Source organism: Kordiimonas sp. (assembly GCF_048260245.1).
Classification (GTDB): domain Bacteria; phylum Pseudomonadota; class Alphaproteobacteria; order Sphingomonadales; family Kordiimonadaceae; genus Kordiimonas.
The window spans coordinates 43,302-66,442 of record NZ_JBLXGZ010000014.1; the positions used below are offsets into that span (position 1 = coordinate 43,302).

At 57.3% G+C, this 23,141-nt stretch carries 15 protein-coding genes and 1 pseudogene; 2 read left to right on the forward strand and 14 right to left on the reverse strand.

Features of this window, described 5'->3' with window-relative positions; all coding sequences use genetic code 11:
• Positions 1 to 23 precede the first annotated feature (23 nt).
• Together ACN0VM_RS09365 and ACN0VM_RS09370 are read left to right on the forward strand one after the other, a co-directional pair.
• Positions 24 to 1,346, forward strand: coding sequence for a spinster family MFS transporter (locus ACN0VM_RS09365; RefSeq protein WP_417450611.1), 1,323 nt, complete (start codon positions 24 to 26; stop codon positions 1,344 to 1,346).
• Positions 1,343 to 2,998 carry a carboxylesterase/lipase family protein gene (locus ACN0VM_RS09370; RefSeq protein ID WP_417450612.1) on the forward strand — a complete coding sequence of 552 codons (1,656 nt, stop codon included), beginning with the start codon at positions 1,343 to 1,345 and terminating at the stop codon, positions 2,996 to 2,998. Before ACN0VM_RS09365 ends, ACN0VM_RS09370 begins: the two co-directional genes overlap by 4 nt.
• A 76-nt stretch (positions 2,999 to 3,074) precedes the next feature.
• Here ACN0VM_RS09370 and ACN0VM_RS09375 read toward each other — a convergent pair.
• The 14 genes and pseudogenes from ACN0VM_RS09375 to ACN0VM_RS09440 all read right to left on the reverse strand — a co-directional run.
• Positions 3,075 to 3,327: pseudogene (locus tag ACN0VM_RS09375) on the reverse strand (integrase); the annotation flags it as partial.
• Positions 3,328 to 3,440: 113 nt separating this feature from the next.
• Entirely contained in the window at positions 3,441 to 5,948 is a 2,508-nt protein-coding gene (hrpB, locus tag ACN0VM_RS09380) for an ATP-dependent helicase HrpB (protein WP_417450613.1), read from the reverse strand.
• Between the two features lie 526 nt (positions 5,949 to 6,474).
• The gene (locus tag ACN0VM_RS09385) at positions 6,475 to 8,658 is read right to left on the reverse strand and encodes a TonB-dependent receptor (protein WP_417450614.1); all 2,184 of its coding nucleotides are present in this window, start codon (positions 8,656 to 8,658) and stop codon (positions 6,475 to 6,477) included.
• A 32-nt stretch (positions 8,659 to 8,690) separates the two neighbouring features.
• On the reverse strand, positions 8,691 to 9,428 hold the full coding sequence (locus ACN0VM_RS09390; protein ID WP_417450615.1) for an aspartate/glutamate racemase family protein: 738 nt from the start codon (positions 9,426 to 9,428) through the stop codon (positions 8,691 to 8,693).
• A complete protein-coding gene (locus ACN0VM_RS09395) occupies positions 9,428 to 10,531 on the reverse strand; it encodes a DUF917 domain-containing protein (RefSeq protein ID WP_417450616.1) in 1,104 nt (367 codons plus the stop codon). Before ACN0VM_RS09395 ends, ACN0VM_RS09390 begins: the two co-directional genes overlap by 1 nt.
• Positions 10,531 to 12,090, reverse strand: coding sequence for a hydantoinase/oxoprolinase N-terminal domain-containing protein (locus ACN0VM_RS09400; RefSeq protein ID WP_417450617.1), 1,560 nt, complete (start codon positions 12,088 to 12,090; stop codon positions 10,531 to 10,533). The genes ACN0VM_RS09395 and ACN0VM_RS09400 overlap by 1 nt, the downstream gene beginning before the upstream one ends.
• Before the next feature lie 138 nt (positions 12,091 to 12,228).
• Positions 12,229 to 14,697: a LuxR C-terminal-related transcriptional regulator gene (locus ACN0VM_RS09405; protein ID WP_417450618.1), complete on the reverse strand. Its 2,469-nt coding sequence runs from the start codon at positions 14,695 to 14,697 to the stop codon at positions 12,229 to 12,231.
• A 269-nt stretch (positions 14,698 to 14,966) separates the two neighbouring features.
• Positions 14,967 to 16,211: a TolC family protein gene (locus ACN0VM_RS09410; RefSeq protein ID WP_417450619.1), complete on the reverse strand. Its 1,245-nt coding sequence runs from the start codon at positions 16,209 to 16,211 to the stop codon at positions 14,967 to 14,969.
• Positions 16,208 to 16,519: a DUF3240 family protein gene (locus ACN0VM_RS09415; RefSeq protein ID WP_417450620.1), complete on the reverse strand. Its 312-nt coding sequence runs from the start codon at positions 16,517 to 16,519 to the stop codon at positions 16,208 to 16,210. Before ACN0VM_RS09415 ends, ACN0VM_RS09410 begins: the two co-directional genes overlap by 4 nt.
• Positions 16,516 to 19,602, reverse strand: coding sequence for an efflux RND transporter permease subunit (locus ACN0VM_RS09420; protein WP_417450621.1), 3,087 nt, complete (start codon positions 19,600 to 19,602; stop codon positions 16,516 to 16,518). The genes ACN0VM_RS09415 and ACN0VM_RS09420 overlap by 4 nt, the downstream gene beginning before the upstream one ends.
• Before the next feature lie 2 nt (positions 19,603 to 19,604).
• Positions 19,605 to 20,666 (reverse strand): efflux RND transporter periplasmic adaptor subunit, encoded by a 1,062-nt coding sequence (locus ACN0VM_RS09425; RefSeq protein WP_417450622.1) that lies wholly within the window; start codon positions 20,664 to 20,666, stop codon positions 19,605 to 19,607.
• 21 nt (positions 20,667 to 20,687) lie between these two features.
• Entirely contained in the window at positions 20,688 to 22,073 is a 1,386-nt protein-coding gene (locus ACN0VM_RS09430) for a sensor histidine kinase (protein ID WP_417450623.1), read from the reverse strand.
• Complete coding sequence (locus ACN0VM_RS09435) at positions 22,070 to 22,735, reverse strand: response regulator transcription factor (RefSeq protein ID WP_417450624.1); 666 nt, start codon at positions 22,733 to 22,735, stop codon at positions 22,070 to 22,072. Before ACN0VM_RS09435 ends, ACN0VM_RS09430 begins: the two co-directional genes overlap by 4 nt.
• Entirely contained in the window at positions 22,732 to 23,061 is a 330-nt protein-coding gene (locus ACN0VM_RS09440) for a PepSY domain-containing protein (protein ID WP_417450625.1), read from the reverse strand. Before ACN0VM_RS09440 ends, ACN0VM_RS09435 begins: the two co-directional genes overlap by 4 nt.
• Between the last annotated feature and the right edge of the window lie 80 nt (positions 23,062 to 23,141).

Below are 23,141 nucleotides of genomic sequence, written 5' to 3' on the forward strand. Positions count from 1 at the left end.
AAAATACAGGGAGGGGAAAATCTATGAATAATCACGCACTAAAAAAACCGACAAAAAGTATCCCGCCGCAACCGCGCGCGCGAACGGGCCTTGTGCTCGGCATGTTATGTTTTGTCTATGTGCTCAATTTTCTGGACCGGCAGCTTCTGTCGATTCTGGCGAAACCGATTCAGGACGGATTGGGCATCACTGATGGTCAACTTGGCCTGATTACCGGGTTTTATTTCGCCCTGTTCTATTGTTTCATCGCCATTCCCATCGGCTGGCTTGCGGACCGAACAAACCGCGTGAAGGTATTGTCCGCCGCTTGCGTTGTCTGGAGTGCAGCAACCGCCGCCTGCGGCATGGCCAATAACTACGGTCAGCTTGTCATGGCCCGTATGATGGTCGGCGTAGGTGAAGCCGGCGGCGTACCACCGTCATATGCCATCATTTCAGACTATTTCCCGCGGGAACGCCGAGGAACTGCGATGGCTATATTCAATCTCGGGCCACCACTGGGCTCCGCCCTTGGGGTAGCCTTCGGCGCTTCCCTTGCTGCCAGTTTCGACTGGCGCATGCCTTTTTATGTCATTGGTGCCATCGGCGTGATTACGGCCTGGGTTGTGTACCGCGTCATTGCCGAACCAGAACGAGGCGGGCAGGAAGCAGTAGTTGAGGTGATGATGCCGGCACAGCCAGCGCCGGGTTTTTTCAAGACAATTTCACTATTTTTTGCCAACCCCATCCTTCTTCTCGCGGCCGTTGCCAGCGGTGCGGCGAATTTTATCACCTATGGCACAGCTAACTTTGCGACCCTGTTTCTGATGCGGGAAAAAGGTATGGAGCTTGGTGATGTAGCTATCTGGTATGCACTGGTCGTAGGTATTGGCATGAGCGCAGGCATTCTCGTCTCTGGTCGGCTGATCGACAGGTTTGGCTCACGCTCCAAGGCAGCCTATGCAACGATTCCTGCACTTTCGCTTGTGCTTGCAATGCCTTTCTTCCTTGGCTTTGTATGGGCACCCAAATGGGAGAGTGCGCTCCTCTTTCTTATCGTGCCCATGTTCCTGAACTCTTTCTTCCTTTCAGCCACAGTGACCTTTGTTCAAGGCGAGGTGCGGCCGGAACAACGGGTGATTTCCGGGGCACTTCTATTGCTGGTCATGAACTTCATCGGCCTTGGCCTTGGGCCTACCTATGTAGGTATGGCCAGTGATTTTTTCCGGGAAAGTTATGGCAGCCACTCGCTACAGGCGGCGTTTTTCGCACTTGCCCCCATGTACCTCATCGGAGCACTTCTTTATTTCAGTCTGGCTCGTCTCATTAACAGGCGGACAGTCACCACAGGAGGACCCAAGTCATGAAAACCAAGTCCCTTCTCTTTTCTGCTTTTGTCAGCCTATGTGCGCTGACGGCTGGCGTGACGACCTCAGCGGTCGCCAAGGATGCACCTGTTGTAAACGCCTCCGCAGGCAAACTGCGCGGCGTGCATGAAGGCGATACAACTGTATTTCACGCTATTCCATACGCACTGCCCCCCACAGGCGACCGCCGCTTCCGTGCGCCCGTCCCCATGCCTCGCTGGGAGGGTGTGCGCGATGCGCAGGAAGCGGGCCCGGCTTGTATGCAACCCCCTATGGCGACAGGCCCCTACAATCGGGGCGAGGTGAAGATGGATGAAGACTGTCTCATTCTCGATGTGACGGTACCCGACGGTGCTGAGAATGCACCGGTGATGGTATGGATCCATGGAGGCACGTTGATCTGGGGCTCCTCACAGTCACCCATGTATAGCGCTGCTGAATTCGCGAAACGCGGCATCATTCTTGTCTCCATCAATTACCGCCTAGGTGTGCTTGGTTATCTTGCGCACCCGGAACTGAGCGCCGAAAACCCAGACGACATCTCTGGTAACTACGGCCTTCTGGATCAGATAGCCGCGCTCAAATGGGTACGCGAGAACATCGCTGCCTTTGGTGGTAATGCGCAAAACGTAACCATCTTCGGTGAGTCCGCCGGCGCCCTCAGCACTGAATATCTGCTTGCCTCGCCTGCAGCCCATGGCCTTTTTGACCGCGCGATCGTGCAAAGTGGCTATCTCTTCACCATGCCGGAACTGCGCAGCTCCAGACATGAAGAACGCTCAGCCGAGAAGATTGGCAAGGCCCTGACAACGACCCTCGGTGTATCAGGCATCAAGGGCCTTCGGGCCATGGAGGCCCATGCGCTTATCAACCAATCGGCAGCTGTGGGCTACGCCCCCTATGGCACCATTGACGGCAAGGTTTTGAAGCGCCAGCTCGTCGATACCTTTGATCAAGGCGAGCAGGCGAAAGTACCGTTAATGGCCGGGTTCACCAGTGACGAAATACGCACGCTGAGCTTCCTCGCCGCCCCCTACCCGTTGACACCTGAAGCCTATGCCTACGATATCAGGGTGCGATACGACGATATGGCAGAACGCTATCTCGACCTATATCCTGCCGCAACGCTGGATAAGTCCAAGTTCGATTCAACACGCGACGCCGTCTTTGGCTGGGCATCGGAACGCTTGGTCAGGAAACAGGCGGAGGCCGGCCTGCCGTCCTTCCTCTATTTCTTCAGCCATACCTATCCGGCAGCGGTTGAGGCCAAGCTTGGTGCCTTCCATGCCAGCGAAGTACCATATGTTTTTGGCGCCTTTGGGCGCACGCCTGCAAACTGGCCTGCAATGCCGGACACCCCGGTCGAGCGACAGTTCGCCAGCGCGGTGCTGGATTACTGGACCAGCTTTGCAAAAGACAGCATGCCTGTCTCCGCGCATGGGCCAGATTGGCAGGCTTTCGGTGAGGACCGGGCATATATGCATCTTGGCGAGGTGCCGACAGCGGAAAACCACCTGTTCCCTGGCATGTATGAACTGCATGAAGAAGTGATGTGCCGCCGCCGCGCGACCGGCACGCAGTCCTGGAACTGGCGTACCGGCTTCATTGCACCGCCACTCCCCGCTACGGCTCAGGCTTGTACTTCGAGGTGAGAAAGAACTAACCTGTTGGCTGCAAAAAAAGCAGCCAACAGGTATTCGACTGTGCAGAGAACTCAGTTTCCATGGTCTAACTTTGGGCTGAGATTTCCACCTGCTCGGCAACCTCCAGAGCATCATCAACATCTATACCTGATATCCCTCCGCATTCTCTAGTTTAGTATGGCCAAATCACAACTGAACCGCTAGTAGGTTATTGGTCTGCCTGTAGATGAGTGAAGCTTTGGTTCGTCTCATTGAGTGTGTGCCATAGCTGTTGGATCCAAGCCAATTTCTTTAATCCATGGCTTAACTGTGCGCACATGTTGTCTTGTTGAAAGATGCTGGCAACGTTCGACCTAGGCGGGCAAATCTTGTAGCGAGCTTTCAAGGGCAGTAAGCGGTTTTTTTAGGCCACAACAGAATCGGTAAGTTGCTCTATCCATAAAGCGTGATGTTAGGTTGACGAAGTGCCTCTTGGCTTTGCACGCGAGGTCGCTTTTGAGCCAACTGGATCAGCTGGCCAGAAATGACGTGGATATCGCCCCTTCATGTCCTTGACCACTGCGGCCCACGAGCCACGCCAAAAGCCCGGCAAGTCCCTAGTCATCTGTATCGGGCGATGCGCTGGCGAGAGTAGAATGAGCAACAAGGGCGTTTGGCCACCCATGATCGTTGGGTGCTCAGTTAACCCAAAAAGTTCCTGTACACGAACCTCGATTGCGGGCGCTGTTTCATGAGCGTAATTGATGGAGAAGCGAGAACCGGTCGGTGCCTGAAAATGCGAGGGAAGTAACGAGTCGATCTGCGATCTCAATTCCCACGGTAATAGTGCTGACAAGGCAGCCTCAAGCATATCAGCGGTGATTTTCGAGACTGTCGTTACATCACAAAGACAAGGCAGTAACCAGTTTGACACTTCCTGTTGCAAGGCCCGATCGCTTAGGTCAGGCCATGGCGGCCCCAGTGTTTCATGCAAATACGTTGACCGTGTTCTTAGCGCCCGTTGGCCTTTGGTCCATGGCAGAATATCCAGTCCCAGATCTTCGATACCAGCACAAAGCAACTCTGCTGCGGCTTCAGTATCCATAACTTTAGAAGACGCTTCCGTGAGGATAACCTGGCCGACCGCTCGAATACTGCGCGCGCGGACGCTCTGTGACTTGGCGTCAAACTCCAGCCGTGTTTCCTCAACAATTTGCGCCGAGAAGGTTTCCTCAATTTCTTCAATATCAATAGGGGCGGCCGCGCGAATACGCCCATTCGCTGCCTGCCCGGTAATGTCCGTCACCACCAGGAATTTATGCTGTGCCAGCGCATCCGCCTCCGGCAAGGTTGCGGCGCGACCACCCGCGAGGCGGAAACGACCTGGCCGTCCGGCAGCCTGCGCGAGGCGGTCCGGGTAAGCATATGCGAGCATTTTCCCTACACTCATATGGGCGCTCATAGAGGCACCCATTGGGGCGTTTTTTATTTGGTGCTGCGGTAGAGAGTTACCCGCCAATTTTGCCCACCGTCGCGCGAGAACCTTGGCGTCCTTGGCCCGAGGGCTTCCGTCGGCAAGGAAAAGGCGCAATCGGTCCTCAAGGTCTATCGCCTCGCCTCCAAGCCCATGTTCAGACACAAGAACAGCAATCTCAGCTGCTTGCTGTGCGTTGCCGGTAGCTCGGCTGCGATGGATCATGTGCGCCAGTCGCGGATGGATCGGGAAGGCCGCTAAGACGCGGCCCTCAGCGGTAATCTGCCCACCGCTATCGATGGCATCCAGCTTTTGCAGGAGAGTAATGGCCTCTGCCCATGCAGGCTCGGGCGGCTGGCTGGCGAACTGCATCTGTTTGGGATCGGTTACACCCCATGCAGCGAGGCTCAGCGCCAGCGGGGTCAAGTCGGCCGACAGTATTTCTGGCGTATCAAATGCGGCGAGGGCGGCATTTTGACCCTTATTCCACAACCGGTAGCATACGCCGTCTTCGGTGCGGCCTGCCCGGCCTTGCCTCTGCGTGGCAGCCGCCTGTGAAATCCTTCTGGTCTCCAGTCGCGTCAGGGCAATTGCGGGTTCAAAAACCGGTACGCGCGCGAGCCCACTGTCGACAACAATGCGGATGCCCTCAATTGTCAAAGACGTTTGCGCAATCGTTGTTGCCAGAACAACCTTACGGCGCCCAACAGCTGCGGGCGAAATCGCCAGATCTTGTTGCTTGGGCGTGAGGCGTCCATAGAGCGGCGCAATATCTGTTGTACCCGTAACCTGGGCGGATAGGCGCTCAGCAACACGGCGAATTTCTGCTTCGCCGGGTAAAAACACCAAGATGGAACCCTTCTCCTGGTTCAGTGCCATTATCACCGTGGACACAACATGGTCTTCAATACGGATATCAGGTTTTGGTGGCACATATCGTGTTTCTACGGGGAATGCGCGCCCCTCGCTTTTCAGGTGCGGGGCATCAGATAACAGCTTGGACATATGCGTGCTATCAAGCGTTGCCGACATGATGAGTATACGCAGGTCCGGCCTGAGGATGGCGCTATCAAGAGCCAGCGCCAGCCCTAAGTCACCATCTAGGCTGCGCTCGTGAAACTCATCAAAAATGACAGCTGCGACACCGCCGAGTTCAGGGTCGTCGAGGATCATGCGGGTGAAAACCCCCTCTGTCACGACCTCAACTTGCGTCTTGGTGCTCACGCGCGTATCAAGTCGCACGCGGTATCCAACTGTTTCGCCAACTTCTTCGCCGATCGAGCGTGCCATCCAATGTGCCGCCGCTCTGGCTGCAATGCGCCGTGGCTCCAGCATAATAATGCGACCCTTCCCTCTCCAATCAGCATCAAGCAGATGGAGGGGGACGCGCGTGGTTTTACCCGCGCCCGGTGCTGCCACCAGGACCGCAAACGGATTGTCGCGCAGCGCCAATGAGAGCTGTGGTAGCACTGCGTAAATGGGTAGAGGAGAGCCAGCCTTAGTCATAGACCCTACATATTTGAAACGCATCACACTGAAAAGCGGTATTGTATGGCAAGGCAATAGCCGCCTTTGGCCTATTCCGTTGAAAACCTCTTCGGGAACACCAGCTTTTCCGCATGGTGTCTTATATTCGGACATCGAACGAGCTTCGGTTCCCGCCTGCTTCCTCGCCTTGCGAGATTGAAGGCAGTCAGGCTTACCGACCCGTGACGAGGCATAGTCGCGCGCTTCTCATGGACCAATCTGGCGAGCTTGCGCCCCGGCGTGTTGGAGGCACACTGGCTGGAGTTCACCGCCAGCGCAATGCGGACTGCGGACTGCGGACTGCGGACTGCGGACTGCGGGAACGGTAAAGAATAGTGTGGCCTGTTGTCACCCGCCCGGTCGAGTGAAGTTCACTAGCCTGGGAACTCCCTGCCGCATTACGTCAGTAATTTCTACCGCCTGACTGTCGGGTTCCGGAGGCAGTTCAAGCCCCAAAAGCCAGTCTTGCCCGGCGGGAGGCAAAAGCCCCCCGCCCACAAGGGTCTTACATTTTATAGGACAGGTTAATCCCGAAGGTTCGTGCAGCACCATAGTGCTCTGTCCAGCCGACGCTGGTGTTGAGCGCCTGCGTCCGGAATAGTTTGTTGAAAAGATTTTTACCCCAAACCGACACCCGCCACTGCTCACCAAATGATAAGCCGATCTCTGCGTTACCCATGAAATAACCGTCTTCCATGGCTTCGTTCGGCAGACGGACTATGTCGAACCGGACACGGCTTTGATAATTCCCGGACAAGGTGATATCCGCGCTAGCATGGTCGGACACTTCCCAGTTATAGCGTATCTGGCCATTGAGCGTGAGCTCCGGCGCATTCGGCAGTACGCTGCCCTCTGTCACGCCGGCAACGATGGATCTGGTCACTTTCGTGTCGATAGTGCCCACGCCAAAACGCAGATCAAGGCCTACAATGGGGCGCCACCAGATGTCCGCTTCAGCGCCCGTCACCCGCGCGTCACCCACGTTGGCGATGCCGAACAAAACACCGACCGGAGAGTCGAAAAGCGGGCCGTAAATCTGCATATCACTGTATTCATAGTGGAATACCGATGCATTCAGCTGCAGGTTGGGCTTTAGCCGGCTCTTCACTCCCAGTTCATAGGCCGTGAGCTTTTCGTCATCGAATGGTTCAAGCACTGTTGGGTCAAACGTCAATTGCCCCTGAAACCCACCAGATTTGAAGCCACGACTGACGCTTGCGTAGAGCAGGGTCTCGTCCGTAAGTTTGTAGTTAAGGCCGACCTTGCCTGACACGTTCGATGTGGAATAGTCATTTGCGACTGGCGCAAACACTTCGTTGCACCCACCAGCTGCACACAGGAAAGTCGTGGCTTCGTCGAACACTTTCTTTTCATGCGTATATCTGAGCCCGCCGATCAGGGTCAGCTTGGGCGCAAAGGTCCACTCTGCGTGCATGAAGGCCGCATAGGCATCCGTGCGCTGGCGGTAGCTGTTACCAATGGTGTCCAAGCCACCAAGCCCCAGAAGCGGGAGGAGGTCCGGGGAATAGAATTCGTCCCGGGTCTGGACTTTATCATGGGAATAAAACCCACCGCCAATCAGCTCAAGGTCTTCAGCGCTGTAGTTGAAACGAAGTTCCTGAGAATATTGCTGAACGCCATTGTCATAGGTGGCATCGAGATACGCGAGCGATGTTCCGTCTGTATCCTCGACATGGATACGGCTGAACTCCTCATACGCGCTGATGGAGGTCATGGAGACTTCCGGCGTCAGCGCCCAATTGACGGTAACAGCCGCACCGCTTGATTCAAGCTCCATATGGGGGTTATTGCCAGCGCCCGCCACTCTGGCCTGCTCGGCATACTGGTCCTCTTCCGCCGTCAGGATATTGTTCGCCTTGTATAAGGCGACGTCAGATCGGTCATAGCCCTTGTGAGCACTCAGCAATATATCCAGACTGTCGCTGGGTTTATATTCGAGCTGAAGGCGCGCATTGGTACGGTCAACCTTGCCGATGCGGTCACCGGTCACATAATTGGTCTGCCAGCCGGAATCCTGCTGCACGGTCTGGAGGGCAAATCTGGCTGTAAGATTGGAGGAAAGCGCCCCGCCTACGGCACCTTCGAAATGCCAGTTCTCATAACTGGCATATCCGGCTTCAAGCATGACATCAGTTTCATCAGACGGTTTGCGGCTGATGATATTGATGGCACCTGCGGTCGTGTTGCGACCATAGAGATCGCCCTGAGGCCCCTTGAGCACCTCGACCCGGTCTATATCGAAAAAGCTGAAACCCAGCATGGCCGGTGAGACAAGGTATACATTGTCGACATAGATGCCAGCGGCAGGATTGTTGTTAACCGCATAATCATTGAGGCCAATACCGCGAATGCTGACATTGGTGATGCTGTTAGCGAGTACATTCTTGATCTGCACATTAGGCGTGATGCCCCCCAGGTCGACGATCGATTCCGTACCGCTTGACTTGAGTTCACTGCCCGTCACCACATTGACGGTCAAACCGACATCCTCGAAACGCTGTGCTCGTTTCTGCGCGGTGACGATAATCTCCTCCAGCACAATGCCTGAGGATGCGTCGCCCGGTTGGTCAGTCGCGTCATTTCCTGCCTGGGCGTATGCCTGCGCAGGCGCAAACATGGCCGTGCCGATCAACAGTGTGCTTAATCTCATTTTACTAATCTTGTTCATTGTTTTTCCCCTTCATGAGTTCCCCCCAGCCCCTACTGGAAGTGTGGAATATCGAAACCATCGACGGTCTTTGCACGAGGTGTTCCATAGGTGCGTTTACTGTGCCGAAGCCCGGCACGAACGACACCGGCAGCAACACAAACTGTCGTTGGGATAGGGTCGATCACAGGCAGGTCATATCCTTTGGCCTTGAGGACCGCATCAACCGCTTCCGCGCAACCAAGAAAGCCGGTACACCCCAGCACGATAGCGTGAGCGCCGTCTTCTTCGACCGCTGCGAGAGACGCTTGTGACAGTTCTGACGTCAGGCGCTCCGGCGCGGCTTCAAGTTCCAGCACCGGTATGTCGATGACCCGCACCGATGCCAGCTTGTCACTCACACCGTAGACCTTCGCGAGGTTTTCAATCATCGGCACGACGGATTCGAGAACGGTCACCACGCTGAACCGGTGCGCCAGCATGGCGGCAAGATGCATCGATGCATCTGCGGGCCCAAGCACCGGAACCGAAACAACCTCTCGGGCCGCTTTAAGACCCGGGTCCCCCATGCAATCAATGATGATTGCGTCAGCGCCAGCGCGTTCAGCCTTTATGGCTTCGACAACCACACCAGGAACCGCCAGAGCTTCATCGAACTCGCATTCGATCGAAGCTGGCCCCATCTCGATGAGAGACTGTGTGATCGTGAGGTCAGTGCTCATGAGCGGCTCGACATCTTCGAGTGTGCGGATACCTTGGGTCGTGATGGGCGTGATAAGATGTATATGCATTAGGCAAGGTCCTCGATCAGGGTTGCTATCGGTGCGTATGCCTCTTTGAGGCCGAAACATTTTGGTCCGACCACATCAAGCGCGCGTGGTGTTGTGAGAATTGGCGGTGCACTGCACCCGACAACGGCGACACGCTGACCAAAAGCAAGGCGCTCCGTCGGGATTGCCTGGGCCGTTTCCGCATCGACGATGGTAACGAGATCAGGCACGATACAGCGGAGCTCGCCGTCGACCGTCACAAGAAGATTCTCATTTTGAAATTTAAGCTCGGCTTTGCTGGGACCATTCATTTCCGAGATGGTGCAATTTCCGAAGACCCAGCCCCGGGTCGTGTCGCGTTCGAGGCCTGTGATCTTGCCTTTGAAGAGCACCGCCGCATCCGAATAGTATTCGTGAGTCCTGAGAACAGTGACCAACCGCTCAAGCGGGTGGTTAGCACTGCCGCTGTTGGCGATCGCTTCCCCGATCTGTATCGCGCCGGTCAGCGTTTTGGCAACAGTGGCACGTCGCGCCTCTGCCCCGGTCATGGCATAACAGGACATACAGACGCTCGCCCCCATCGCAGTGGCGACCGGACGGGAAAGCTCTTCTGCCTTCAGACCGGTCGTCGTCTGGAAAAGCGCGGAGTTGCCATGTTCGTCCGCTATCGTGAGCGGGGCACAGGCAATACCTTCAATATTGAAGCTTGTCATCTGCAGGGCAGGGAAAGCACGCCCCATACCGTCACCATCGATGATGGGAAGCCCCCTCATCGCCGCATAAGCGACCGGCATCATGGAGTTGCAGCCACCAATCTCGGCAGAAATCACGGCTGTTGCCTCGCGGCCAAGGTAGCGCTCCAGCGCCTCGACGGCGCGGTGCTGATCCTCGATCGAAAAAAGCTTTTCAATCATGACCGTCGGCGCACCGAGAGCCGCCGCAATGAAAACATTATCTTCATCCTTGATGTCATCGACCGAGAGAATAGGCACCGGGCCGTGACGCGCGATGGCCTCCCGACACATAATCGAGCCAAGATAGGGGTCGCCTCCACCACCGGTTCCGAGGAATGATGAACCAATGGCAAGATGCTCGATATTGTCGAGTGTGATTTGCCTTGCCATTATTCGTTCTCCTCCATGGCTAAGTCGCCGACTGCGCGGCAAACGATGCGCGTTGCGCCGCCGGGTAGATATTGCAGTGGGACAGTTTCAATGTTGACAACTTCAACGGTGCCTTCACTGGCACCGGCTGCAACCGCTTGCGCGATCGCCTGCGCCTTCGCATCTTCAATGGCTGCCTCGCGGCGCGCCGCATCTTCAAGGCTATATATCCGGTCGATCTCACCGCTGACCTGACCGATCGCAGCGCCAATCGCGTTGGCGACACCCGCATGTTCCGGGCACATCATTTCTGATACGCCCTGCGGCTTTTCCGAAACCAGAACAGAGCCACCACCAACAAGAATCATAGGAATGTCACCGGGAGCCGTTTTCATCCGATCGATCGCGTCAGCCAGCAGTGAACTGATGGCGTCGCGCGCGTCTGTTAAAAGGTCTGAAGGCAGACCGCTGACCCGGCCAGGATCGCCAAATTTCGCCTGCCCGCCAGCCACCGCGATATCGCTTGCCGTCAGGGTATTGCCACCAAAGATGAGCGCTTCTTCACGCAGGCGATACCCGACCGAATCCGGCCCGACACTGACACCCTTTTCTGCGTTGCGGATCAGGCTTCCGCCCCCAAGGCCAATCGATAGAATGTCCGGCATCCTGAAGTTTGTTCGAACCCCGCCAACATCCACATGAACCGTGGACTGGCGCGGAAAACTGGAAACCAGCACGCCGATGTCTGAAGTGGTACCACCGATATCGACCACAATTGCATCATCTGCACCTGTCAGCCACGCGGCCCCGCGAAGACTGTTCGTAGGCCCTGCGGCAAAAGTCAGAACAGGATAGCGCTGCATGTGATCGGCGCCCATCAAGGTGCCGTCATTCTGGCTGACAAAGAAAGGAGCAGAGATACCCAGATCAACCAGCGCCGTTTTGAAGGCAGCGGCAATCTTGAGCGCCAACGGGCGCAGGCTCGCATTCATGATAGCGGCGTTCTCGCGCTCAAGAAGCCCCACACGCCCAAGCTCGGACGACAAGGAAACCTCCAATTCCGGAGCGAGTTCACCGATCAGTTCTGCCGCACGCTGTTCGTGCGCTGAATTGAGCTGGCTGAAGATACAGGAAACTGCGATTTGCGTGATGCCTTTGTTGCACGCTTCCTTCACACAGTTCGCGATGGCAGCCTCGTCGAACGGAGAAATTTCCCGGCCATCAAATTCAAAGCCACCCCGCACCATTGCGGAACCACCCCGAATGGTTTTCTTGAGGTCCTCAGGCCAGGATGAGAACGGCGGAATCCCCCGCCCGGCGGGAAACCCGATGCGGATCGCATATACAGGTACGAGTTCACGGCGCTGAACGAACGCGTTGGTGAAATGCGTTGTACCGATCATGACGGCATCAATTGCATCGGGCGTAATATTGCAATCGCTGATCAGCGCGCTGATTGCCTCACATATGCCGGAGCTCACATCTTCGCTTGTCGGCCGCTTAACCGCACCCAGCACGGTTTTTCCCGACAAAAGCACGGCATCTGTATTTGTGCCGCCAACATCTACACCTATTCTCATTCGTCTCCCCTCTGCATTTCATTGCAGACTAAAGTGGGGTGCGAAACCGAAGCAATACGCCTGAAAAGGAGGTTGGCTATTCTACCTAGTAGTCCTATCTATTTTCATTTTTTCCATATACTACTTAAATTAGTAGCATTAAACAATGAGACCCTGTTTTCGGCCAGCTGCCACGGCGGCGAGGCGGTCATGTACATCAAGTTTCTTGAAGATATTTTTGAGGTGATAGCGTATCCCATGCTCGGAAATATTCAGTTGCCTGGCGAGATGTTTATCCGACCCACCCGCCTGTAGAAGCCCCAACACCTCCAGCTCACGCGCGGACAAATTGCTCACACCTGTTGTTCTGCGTTGACGCAGCCGGTTGAAAACCATTCTTGCAAACTGGCTTTCGACTTCATTAAAACCTGTATCCTCCATAAGTGCTGCCATAGAATCTGCGAGAGGGTTTGAGCCGAATTCGCTGAAAATCTGGCGCATGCCAGATTGCGCGCCCAGAAGAATGGCTTCCCTCAGGATAGCATCCGAACGCCGTGACCGGCCCACCAAAACCGTCAAAGAGAATTCCGCAAGCAGGTAGCGGAGACAACTGCGGACAAGCCCCAGCTCGCGCGCGTTCTCCCTCTCCGCCTTCAGAAGGTGCAAGGCTTGCGCGGTGCTGCCCCGCTGCTCAAGCTCATAAGCCTGCGCAAGGGTAAATACCTCGCGTTCCTGCCAGCTCATGGTAGGGGATATTTCTGGCACACTCCAGTGCGCAACTGTCCTGACCGAAATACCCTGAAACCGGTTTTCCCCCGCAACGCACAAACCGATCGCAACAAGCAGGTCCGCGACCCGAGGCAAACCCTGAGCACGCAGCTTTTGAGCTTCGTCTTCGACACGTATAAGGGTGGCGCCCAGACCATGCTCGGCCTGATTAAGGCGGATCATTGTTTCGTAAGCCGCGAAATAGATATCGAACCATGCCTCCGCATCCGGCATCCGATAGGCAGATCGCCTGACCGAGTTACGGGCGCGGGTCAACTGCCCCGCTTCAAATTCGACAGCAGCGCTGAGCGCGGCGATAACGGTTTCAACGCCAATGTCATGGGGGAATTCGCTCTTCCAGCGGCGATGAGCTTCCGACACACATGTCCTGGCCTGTTTCAACTCACCTTGTGCGAGGTGGATAGCTGCCTCATGCATATTCAGGAACATCAGATTATATCGTGACGCAGCCTTCTTTGCCTGTGTTCTGGCGTCAATCAGGTTGGCAAAAGCCCTGTCAAACCGGGCGCGCTGAGAATTCAAAATACAGGACAGAGTGGCAAGAAATGTCCCAAGCGCAGGGTCTTCCGCTTGTTCAGCGATCATTTTTCTAAGCATTTCCAGGTCGCCGGTCCGCTCAAGCGAACAGCCATAAACCATTAAGGTGACCCTTACGATTTCGAGATCCCGCGCGCGGGTATCATCGGGCCCGACCGTTGCGGCCAAGTCTTGAAACAGTTTTTGCGCAACCCTGATTCTACCCGCCTTCATATGGACGATGCATTCCATCATCCGCAGGACGGCGGAGCTTCCAATGACCTCGGCACTAGAATTCTGGACAAAATCCTTAACCACCGAGAAACCTTGCGCGATCCATATCCCAAGCGCTCCGTGGCTTTCCGCATAGTCTCGAATTCTCTCCGGCCTGCCGGCCTTTCGCGCGAGGGCGGTTGCTTCCCCAAGCTTGCCTTCCGATGAACAATGATCGGCGAGGGAAATCAGCACCTCCGGAGGGCTTCTACCATCCAGCATATCAAGGGTTCCGCGCAGATAGACGCGCAGCGCCCGCTGGATTGTTATCCGGTCGCCATCCCGATCAACAACGCCCTTCAGCCGGAAGGAAATATCTGCAAGGACCCGGTCGTCACGCCGTTCGCCATCCAGTGAAGCCAGGAACCTGAGATCCGGCGTCTCAAGCAGGCTGGCCTTCGAAAGTGCTGCAAGCTCCTCCGCACTGAATAGCGGCAGCACTTCCTGCACGATAAAGTCTGCAAGGCCACTATCTCTCAGGATGTCAAAGTCCGACCAGTTTTCCGGGATACTTGTCGTGGACGAGGCCCAGCGTGTCAGCAGCTCAAGCGCGATCGGCCAATCCCCTGCAAGCTCGTGAATGCGCCGCCGGACGTTCGGGCGCAACTGTTTCTTGATAAACTGGCTTTTCCACTGTTGTCGAAGCCTCAGAGCGGTCGCATCGACAATGTCTGGCATGATCGTGACAGAAAGCCTGGCAAGGGGTAGGTCACGCATTTGCCGAAGGACCAGAATAATCCGCTGATTGGTCTCATTCCCGGCAAGCCGTTCGAGCGCCTGAGCGAGCGCAGGCCCATTGCATGCACTGTTCCCGTCAATGACAGTCACCTGCGGCTTCGCCGCAAGCAAGGCCTCGACCGCAGCATTGGGGTTTTGGGCGTGCTCAAGTGCATCGATCCAGCGCAAATCCAATCCGGTTGTTTTTGCTATGTGCTGCCCCGCCTCACGCGCAAGCCGGGTTTTGTGAAATCCGGGCGGGGCACATATCACTGTTACGGGCTTGCTAAGGACAATGCGTTCGATCAGTTGCTGGCGTTGTTCTTCAGACATAACGGGTCCACTACATGGTTCGCATAAGACATAGACTACAATCTGTTTGCTACCAAGTAGGTAAAAGCGACCAAGCCGAGAGGCCGTAACCTACCAGTCTGCCTATCAGGCCCGGCGCACAGCCAAGATTATCGGAGGCGGGAGCGCGGTGCCGTTTGCATTCACTGCCGGTTCCAGCTTAAAAAACACTCCCTCCCGGTAACGACGCAGTGGTCTATAACTTGGGGAGGACACCAAGACAGGACGGGACACGACATTGCCCCGTTACATCAGTCTTGGTGATCATGATGTGTCGCGACCCAGATCTCGTGCGAGTCGATGCGCAATTGCGTAAGTGCATCCTGCGCCGCAATCCGGGCTGCAGCTTCCTCACGCCGGATATCGTAATGCTGGGCGAGCGCCCGCGTAAGTTCCACCATATCCCGCTCTCCAAGCTCGACCGCGCGCCGGACACGCGCGACAACCTGCTCGCTTGCCGTCATGGCGACTACCGTCTGCTGCCAGACATTCAGCCCCGTTTCGGCGCGGGTAATATCCCGGTCCGCCACTTCCTCAATCACACGTCGCACATGCCGAGCCTCGGCTTCTGCGGCCAGTGCCCGCGCACGCTGGGCATCGCTGTCCGCATTGCGCCGCGCCGGTCCAAAAGGCACGGAAAAAGTCAGGCCCACACCCTGTTCTTCACCTCCCCGTTCGCTGAAGACCCTGATCCCTAACGCCGGGTCCCCAACCTTGTCGAGCCGCACACGCCGCGCCAGCGCCAGTTGCTGCTCAGCCTCTTTTTCCGCCATGCGCAGCTCATGGCTGCGCGCGAGGATAAGGTCTCGCCACTCTTGTGCACTATATTCGGTTACGGTCGGAGCCGGCACGTCCGGTGCCCTTAGTGGTACTGTAAGGTCGGGGAATATAGTACGAAGCACTCGCTCTGCTTCAAGTCGCAGAGCGTTGCTTTTCAGCATCGCCGCCTCAGCTGCAGCAAGTGCCGAGCGCGCACCCTCCACATCGATCAGCGCAGATTCCTGAAGCGAATGCCTGCGTTCCGCCATTTCAAGCTCGCGCCGATAGGCCTCGACTGCCAGCTGTTCGATTTCAGTACGGGTTGAGGCACCAAGCCACTCGAACCAGTAATCTTTCAACAGGAGGGCTACCTGATGCCGCGCATCATCCCTGGCGTTTTCCGCTACTTCGATACCAAGCGCCCCAATCTTGCGATCAGCCGACGCCTTGCCAGGCAGACGGATCGCACGGCTGATCGAGCCGTCCCACTCCCCGTGGGTGCCCTCGCCCCTGATGTCCCGCCGCGTATAGCTGCTACTTACAAGGAAATCGTGGTTGCCGGCGCGGCGGCCTCGTGCTTCAGCCGCAGCAACAGACAGCCGGGCTTCGGCTGCCGACACCGAAGGATGTGCTCCGATTACTGCCGTGGCGATAGCAGCGTTCGGCAAGAAGGTGTCACCGGCGCCCGCTGCGCCCGCGACGGCAAGGATAGTTACGGCGAAAGCAAGCTTCTTCATGACGGTATATGTCCAAATTCGAGTACGGGTTCGACCCAGTAGGCGACATGGGGGTTGCACGTGGCAGCGCGCAGAACATCAAGGGCGTGCTTCACTTCAGGCTCGCTCAAAATCATCCAGATACAGTGTCGGGAGACGTGACCGCGCACATGCTCGCGCGCAGAGGCCGCAGCAAAGTCTTGGCCGTGCCCGCTGGCCGCAAACGAGGTGAAGCCCGGCAATGCCGGCGCCGCGTCGAGAAACGCTTCAGTGATGTCGTCCAGAATTTCATTCGGGCACACAATGACCAGTTTGCGCGTGGTTTTCATGATGAGCCCTCCGTTGCGGAGGAATCTGCCCCGAACCTCTGGTACAAAATGGGAAGCAGGAACAAGGTAAGCAGCGTTGAGCTTGTCAGCCCGCCGATTACCACAATGGCGAGCGGCTTCTGGATTTCCGACCCTGGTCCTGTCGCAAAGAGCAGCGGCACGAGACCAAACGCCGTAATGCTGGCTGTCATGAGGACCGGCCTGAGCCGACGCTGCGCCCCGTCAAAGACCGCAGACCGGATATCAAAACCCTGTGCCAGCAGCTGATTAAAGTGCGACACCAGTACCAACCCGTTCAGAACCGCTATCCCCAGAAGAGCGATAAAGCCGACCGACGCAGGCACCGAAAGGAACTCGCCCGACAGCCAGAGCGTGAGAAGCCCCCCGACAAGGGCAAACGGAATATTGGCGAGGATAAGCGCGGACTGCCGGACAGACCTGAGTGTTGCAAACAGCACAAAGAAAATCAGGCCAAGCGCAAGCGGCACCACGATACCAAGCCTTTGCGCCGCCCGTTTCTGGTTCTCGAACTGCCCGCCCCATACGAGCCGGTATCCGGCAGGCAGCGGCACGTCCGAAGCCACGACTGCCTGCGCCTCCTCGACAAAGCCGACAAGGTCGCGCCCTGTGACATAGGCCTGAATGACCGCATAGCGGGACGCATTTTCGCGGTCGACCTTGACCGAACCTTCGGGCAGGCCGATACGCGCGATATCACCCAGACGAACCCGCCCGCCATCCGGCGTTGCCATTTGATAATCCGCAAACAGCTCGGCGCGCTCACGCAGCGTATCCGCTCCCTTGATCATAATAGGGATACGGCGGTTCTGCTCAGCGACATATCCAGCGTTAACACCTTCAAGCTGCGCACGCAGTTCAGCCTGCACGTCGGCGAGATGAAGGCCAGCCTGACCGGTGGCGAGCCGGTCGATATCCACCTGCAGATACTGGACCGTATCGCTGGCAACCGAGATAACTTCCGCAGCGCCATCAACACCGGCAACCACCTTCTGTATCTGATCGCTCAATCGGCCCAACACGGCAAGGTCGGGGCCAAATATCTTGATTGCGAGATCGCCACGGCTGCCGGTCAGCATTTCAGACACCCGCATTTCAATCGGCTGGGTGAAAGCAAAATCGATGCCCGGAAAATCTCCCATAACCGACCTGATCTCGTTGCTCAGCCAGCCCTTGTCCGGCTGCCGCCATTCTTCCTTGGGCTTGAGCACCAAAAAACTATCCGTCTCATTGAGGCCCATGGGGTCGAGCCCGAGTTCATCCGCGCCCAAACGCGCAACAACACTTTCCACCTCCGGCACTCGCTCAAGGAGCGCGCGCTGTACGGCAAGATCAGCCTCGGCACTGCGTTCCACATTCACCGAAGGCAACTGTGCGAGCTGCAACAGGATGGCGCCTTCGTCCATGGTCGGCATGAAAGTCTTGCCGATCATAACATAGCTGAAGACCGCCACCCCGATACCAGCGCCCGCCAGACCATATACAGGGCCGGGACGGTTGAGCGCACGACCAAGCAATGCCTTGTAGGCGGGCGCAATTTTTCTCATCAGCCATGGGTCGGCATGCACACCCGCTCTCAGCGCCATGGATGACAGCACGGGAATCAGGGTCAACGAGAGAAGAAGCGACCCCGACAGGGCAAAAACGATTGTGAGCGCTACGGGTGCAAACAGTTTGCCCTCAAGCCCCTGCAACGACAGGAGCGGCAGGAAGACAAGGCAGATGATCAGGATACCTGCTGCAACCGGCACAGAGACTTCGGTAGCGGCGCGATAGACCCGGTGCAACACCGGCACCTTGGCATCGGTCTTGTGGTGCGCCAGATGCTCGACCGTATTTTCAACCACCACGACGGCGGCATCCACCAGCATACCAATCGCAATCGCGAGACCGCCGAGGCTCATCAGGTTGGCGGTTAGACCAAATGCCTGCATCATCACAAAGGTGACAAGAGCGGCAAACGGCAAGGTCAGGCTGACAACGATGGCGGCACGCACATTGCCGAGGAACAGGAACAACAGGACAACAACAATCACCGACGCTTCGACCAGCGCCTTGGATACAGTCCCCACCGCGCGTTCGATCAGGCCGGAGCGGTCATAAAAAACATTGATTTCGACACCCTCTGGCAAGCTTGGGCGAAGGTCCGCAAGCCGGCTTTTTACGCCGTCGACCACTGCGCGGGCATCCGCACCGCGGAGCGCGATCACAAGACCCTGCACAGCCTCTCCCTCGCCGTCCTTGGTCACAGCGCCATACCGGGTCAAGGCGCCATAACGAACGCTTGCGACATCACCGATCCGGAGCGTGCGATTGGCATCAGCTGCCACGACAATCTGGCGTATGTCTTCCAGTGTCTGCACAGCACCAACCGTTCTCACGATCAGGCTTTCCTCGCCGTCATTCAGGCGGCCTGCGCCATCATTGCTGTTGCTCGCCCCTATGGCGTCCTTCATATCCGAGACTGTCAACCCGGCTTCCAAAAGAGCAACCATATCCGGCACGACCTCGAAGGTCCGTACACGACCACCGAGCGCGTTGACATCCGCAACCCCCGGCAAGGTCCTGAGCGCGGGCCGTATCGTCCAGTCCAGCAGGGTGCGGCGCTCGTCAAGGCTGAGCCCACCCCCTTCAACTGTGAACATGAACACATCCGAAAGGGGGGTGGAGATGGGCGCCAACCCGCCGGACACTGTCTCTGGCAGGACCTCCATCACGCCGGATAACCGCTCGGAAACCTGCTGGCGCGCCCAGTAAACATCCGTGCCTTCCTCAAAATCGAGTGTGATATCGGCGATGGCATATTTGGCCACAGAGCGCAGGACCGTCTGCGCGGGGATACCCAGCAGCTCCATCTCAAGCGGAATCGTCACCCGTTGCTCAACCTCTTCAGGCGTCATGCCCGGCGCCTTCAGGATCACTTTCACCTGCGTCGGCGAAATGTCGGGAAAGGCGTCAATGGGCAGCGTAAGGAATGCGTAGCTGCCTGACACGCCAATCATGAGCGACAGGACCAGCACCAGCAATCGCTGTGTCAGCGAAAATTCGACAAGGCGGTTCAGCATGACTACTGGCCCTCCAGGGCGAGGGCTTTGAGCTCGGTCAGTCCGCTGACCGCAACCTTCGCCCCTTTCGTCAGGTTTCCCGTGACAATGGCCTCATTGACACCGCGGGAAAGTACGGTCACGGGGATCGGTTGGTAGCCATTCGCTGTGAGCAGGAAAACAACCTCATCTCCGGCCAGCCGGACAATCGCATCTCGCGGGACAGACAATGACCCAGCCTGTGCCGCAGACAATATCATCGCCTGCACGCTCTGCCCGGGTTTGAGTGCCGCATGGCTCTCAAGGGCCGCGCGCACGGTAACTGAACGGCTTTGCCGGTCCACCACGCGCCCCACGGCAATAATTTTTCCGGCAATGCCATAGGCTTCCAGTCTCGCGGTGTCCCCGACTGTGACCTGCCCCATAAACCGCGCGGGCAGTTCGGCCTCCAGCCATAATGCACCCGCATCTTCAAGCACAACAGCACCGTCAAGCGCGTCAATCATGTCGCCCGGCATGACGGAGAGCTGGGCTATGGTGGCATCCTTTGGTGCAACAAGGCTGTATGCTCCCTGTTGCCCCTGGACCGGTTTCACCTGTTCGAGCAATCGTGCCGTCGCCTCAAGCTCAACCGTGGCGCGGGCGGCTTCCGCCTCCTTGGCCTGTAGTCGGGCTTCAGCCACTATGCCCTCATCCGACAATGTCTTGAGCCGATCGGCGGAAGCTTTGAGCGCGCGGTAGTCTGCTGCTGCCTGGGCATGCCGCGACTGTACGGCAAGATATTCGTTGCTCGCGATAACCAGCAGATCCGCCCCGGCGCTAACCTTCGCCCCCTCAAGGGTCTGGACCGACAGTACCGTTCCGGCAAAGGGAGCCGCCATGGTCAGCAGCGCATCCAAAGGGGCGGTAATTCGCCCGGGCACAACGGTCAGTTGCTGCCGCTCCCCGGCACGGACCTCGCCGTGAGCGATCCCAAGGCGAGCAATCTGTGTGTCGCTGAGGTGGATAAATTCTTCCCCGGTAGCAGCCGACATTGGCCCAAGCGCAAGAACCATCACTGTCGCAGCCATTAGGCATCGAAACATATTGCCAGTCCTCTTCTCAAACTACGATTTAATCGGAAGTACCGGTGGGCATGCTGGCAGGTCCACCTGCACGCATAGGCCCCCCTCCGGTCTGTTGCTGAAAGTAATATTACCTCCATAGGCGGCCAGAATGTCCCGCACGATGGCGAGTCCGAACCCATTCCCTGGCGCTTGTTCATCAAGCCGCACACCACGGTTCCCGAGTTTTGCCAAAGCCTCATCGGGCACACCCGGGCCGTCATCCTCTATCATCAATTGCACATAACCGCCCATTGCCGGGGCTGCCCGGACCATGACCTCACGCCGGGCCCATTTGGCCGCATTATCGACGAGGTTTCCAAGCAACTCGACCAGATCACCCTCATCCATGCCTGTTGCAAGATCGGCAGGGATGTTTACCATCCAACGCCGGTTTTTCCCTGCCGGTGTGCGGTTCACGGTGCGGACAATCTTTTCCACCACCGCCCCAAGGTCGGCCACTCGAACTTGCATGACACCTTTTTCATGCAGGCGAGCTCTGTTCAGTTCCCGATCCACATGCCGGCGCATTGTCTCCACCAGACCCTCTATCTCACCGGCAAGGTCATTTTCGCCCCGGGCACGCAGCCTGCCCGCATCCCCCTGCAGGATGGTCAGGGGTGTCTTGAGACCATGTGCGAGATCACCCGCCCGCTGGCGCGCCCGTTCAACAGCCTGCTCCTGCGCGCCAAGCAGGTCGTTCACTTCTTCCACAAGCGGCATGACCTCGCGCGGCTGATTGGCTGGCAGGCGATTGGCCGTGCCCGTGCGGACAAGGTTGATGCCCTTCCGAATAGCGTCGAGAGGCCGAAGGCCCATCCTGACCTGAAACCAGACAGCCAGTACAAGTACAACGCCGAGAATGCCCAGCGACGGCACAAGTTCGCCGGCGAAATCCGTGCTCGCAGCATCAAGATCGCTACGGTCAATGGCCACCATCATACGGAGCGAGCGCTCGCCTTCATTGGTCGGGAACACGATCCTGCGCTCTTGCACAAGAAGCGTGGCGCCCCCCGGTCCGGGCAGCGTATGCCGATGGATAACACCAACGTCGAGCGGATCTGTCGGGAGGGCTATGCGCGTATCCCAAAGGGAGCGGGAATGGATAGCAAACGCAGTGCCGTCCTCCTCCACCTGCCAGTAAAGGCCACTGAACGCTACATCAAAACGGGGGTCTGCCATCGGAACGGCGACCGAAAAGCTACCATCAACCGCGAATTCAATGCCGCCGGAAAGCTGCCGCAGATAGGTGGCCAGCTCATCCTGCACACGGCGTTCCACATGGCGATCGAAAAGCGTGGTGAGGCCGATGCCCGCCAGCACAAGCGCGACAGCGACCGCGCCGCTCGCCCACAGCAGCAGCCTGAGCCTGAGTGACTGCACAATCACGCCTCGCCCCCTTCAACAAAATAGCCGAAACCCCTTCGGGTATGAATGAGATCAACCCCAAGCTTGCGCCTGATCCGGCCAATGAATACCTCAACCGAGTTTTCAGCCCGCTCGCTATCGTCGCCATAAAGGTGGTCGACAATCTCTGTCGTCGTCACCACACGACCGGCATGGTGCATCAGATATGCCAGCAAACGGTACTCCTGACTTGTCATTCCGATATCGCGCCCACCAACATCAACAGCCATTTTCCGGGTGTCCAGCGATACGGAACCAATTGAAATCACCGGCGAGGCTTGCCCGGCAGAACGGCGTAATATGGCTCGCAACCGCGCAAGCAGCTCGGGCATCTGGAACGGTTTTGGCAGATAATCGTCGGCGCCGGCATCGATACCCTCGACACGCTCGACCCAGCTTCCTCGTGCCGTAAGAATCAGGACCGGCAGGGCCCGACCACCTTCGCGCCACCTCTTGAGCACGGCAATGCCGTCCATCCCAGGCAGGCCCAGATCAAGGATCGCAGCGTCATAGTCTTCCACATCACCCTTGAACCAGGCGTCTTCTCCCTCTCGCGCCACGTCAACCACATAGCCTGCCTCTTCAAGGGCTGACCTGACCTCTGCCGCGATACGGCTGTCATCCTCCACCAGAAGCACCCTCATGGATGGCCCTCCACGGTCTCTATCTCAGACGTCCTGGCGTTGGCATGGATATAGTGGAGGTGACCGCGGCTATCGACGGTCCGGAACTCATAGTACCAGAGGCCATTGTGCATCTCGAACTTGATGCCGACAATCTCGTCGCTCAGCTTCGGCCGAACGGCAGCAAGGACCTTTTCAAGAGGCATGATCTCTCCGCGCTGAAGCGCGGAACGAGCGACAAGGTGATCTTCTTTTCTATCGTGGTGGTGGTGCACGTCATCACTGGCCGCAGCTGCGGCGACGACAAGGGCAATCCATCCGGCCAATATGAATGTGGCTATTCGCATAGGTGTTATATACACCACGCAAGCTGACAGGACGCTGACCAATGTCAAAATACAGGTGAGGCGCTGTTCGAGCCGCGTCA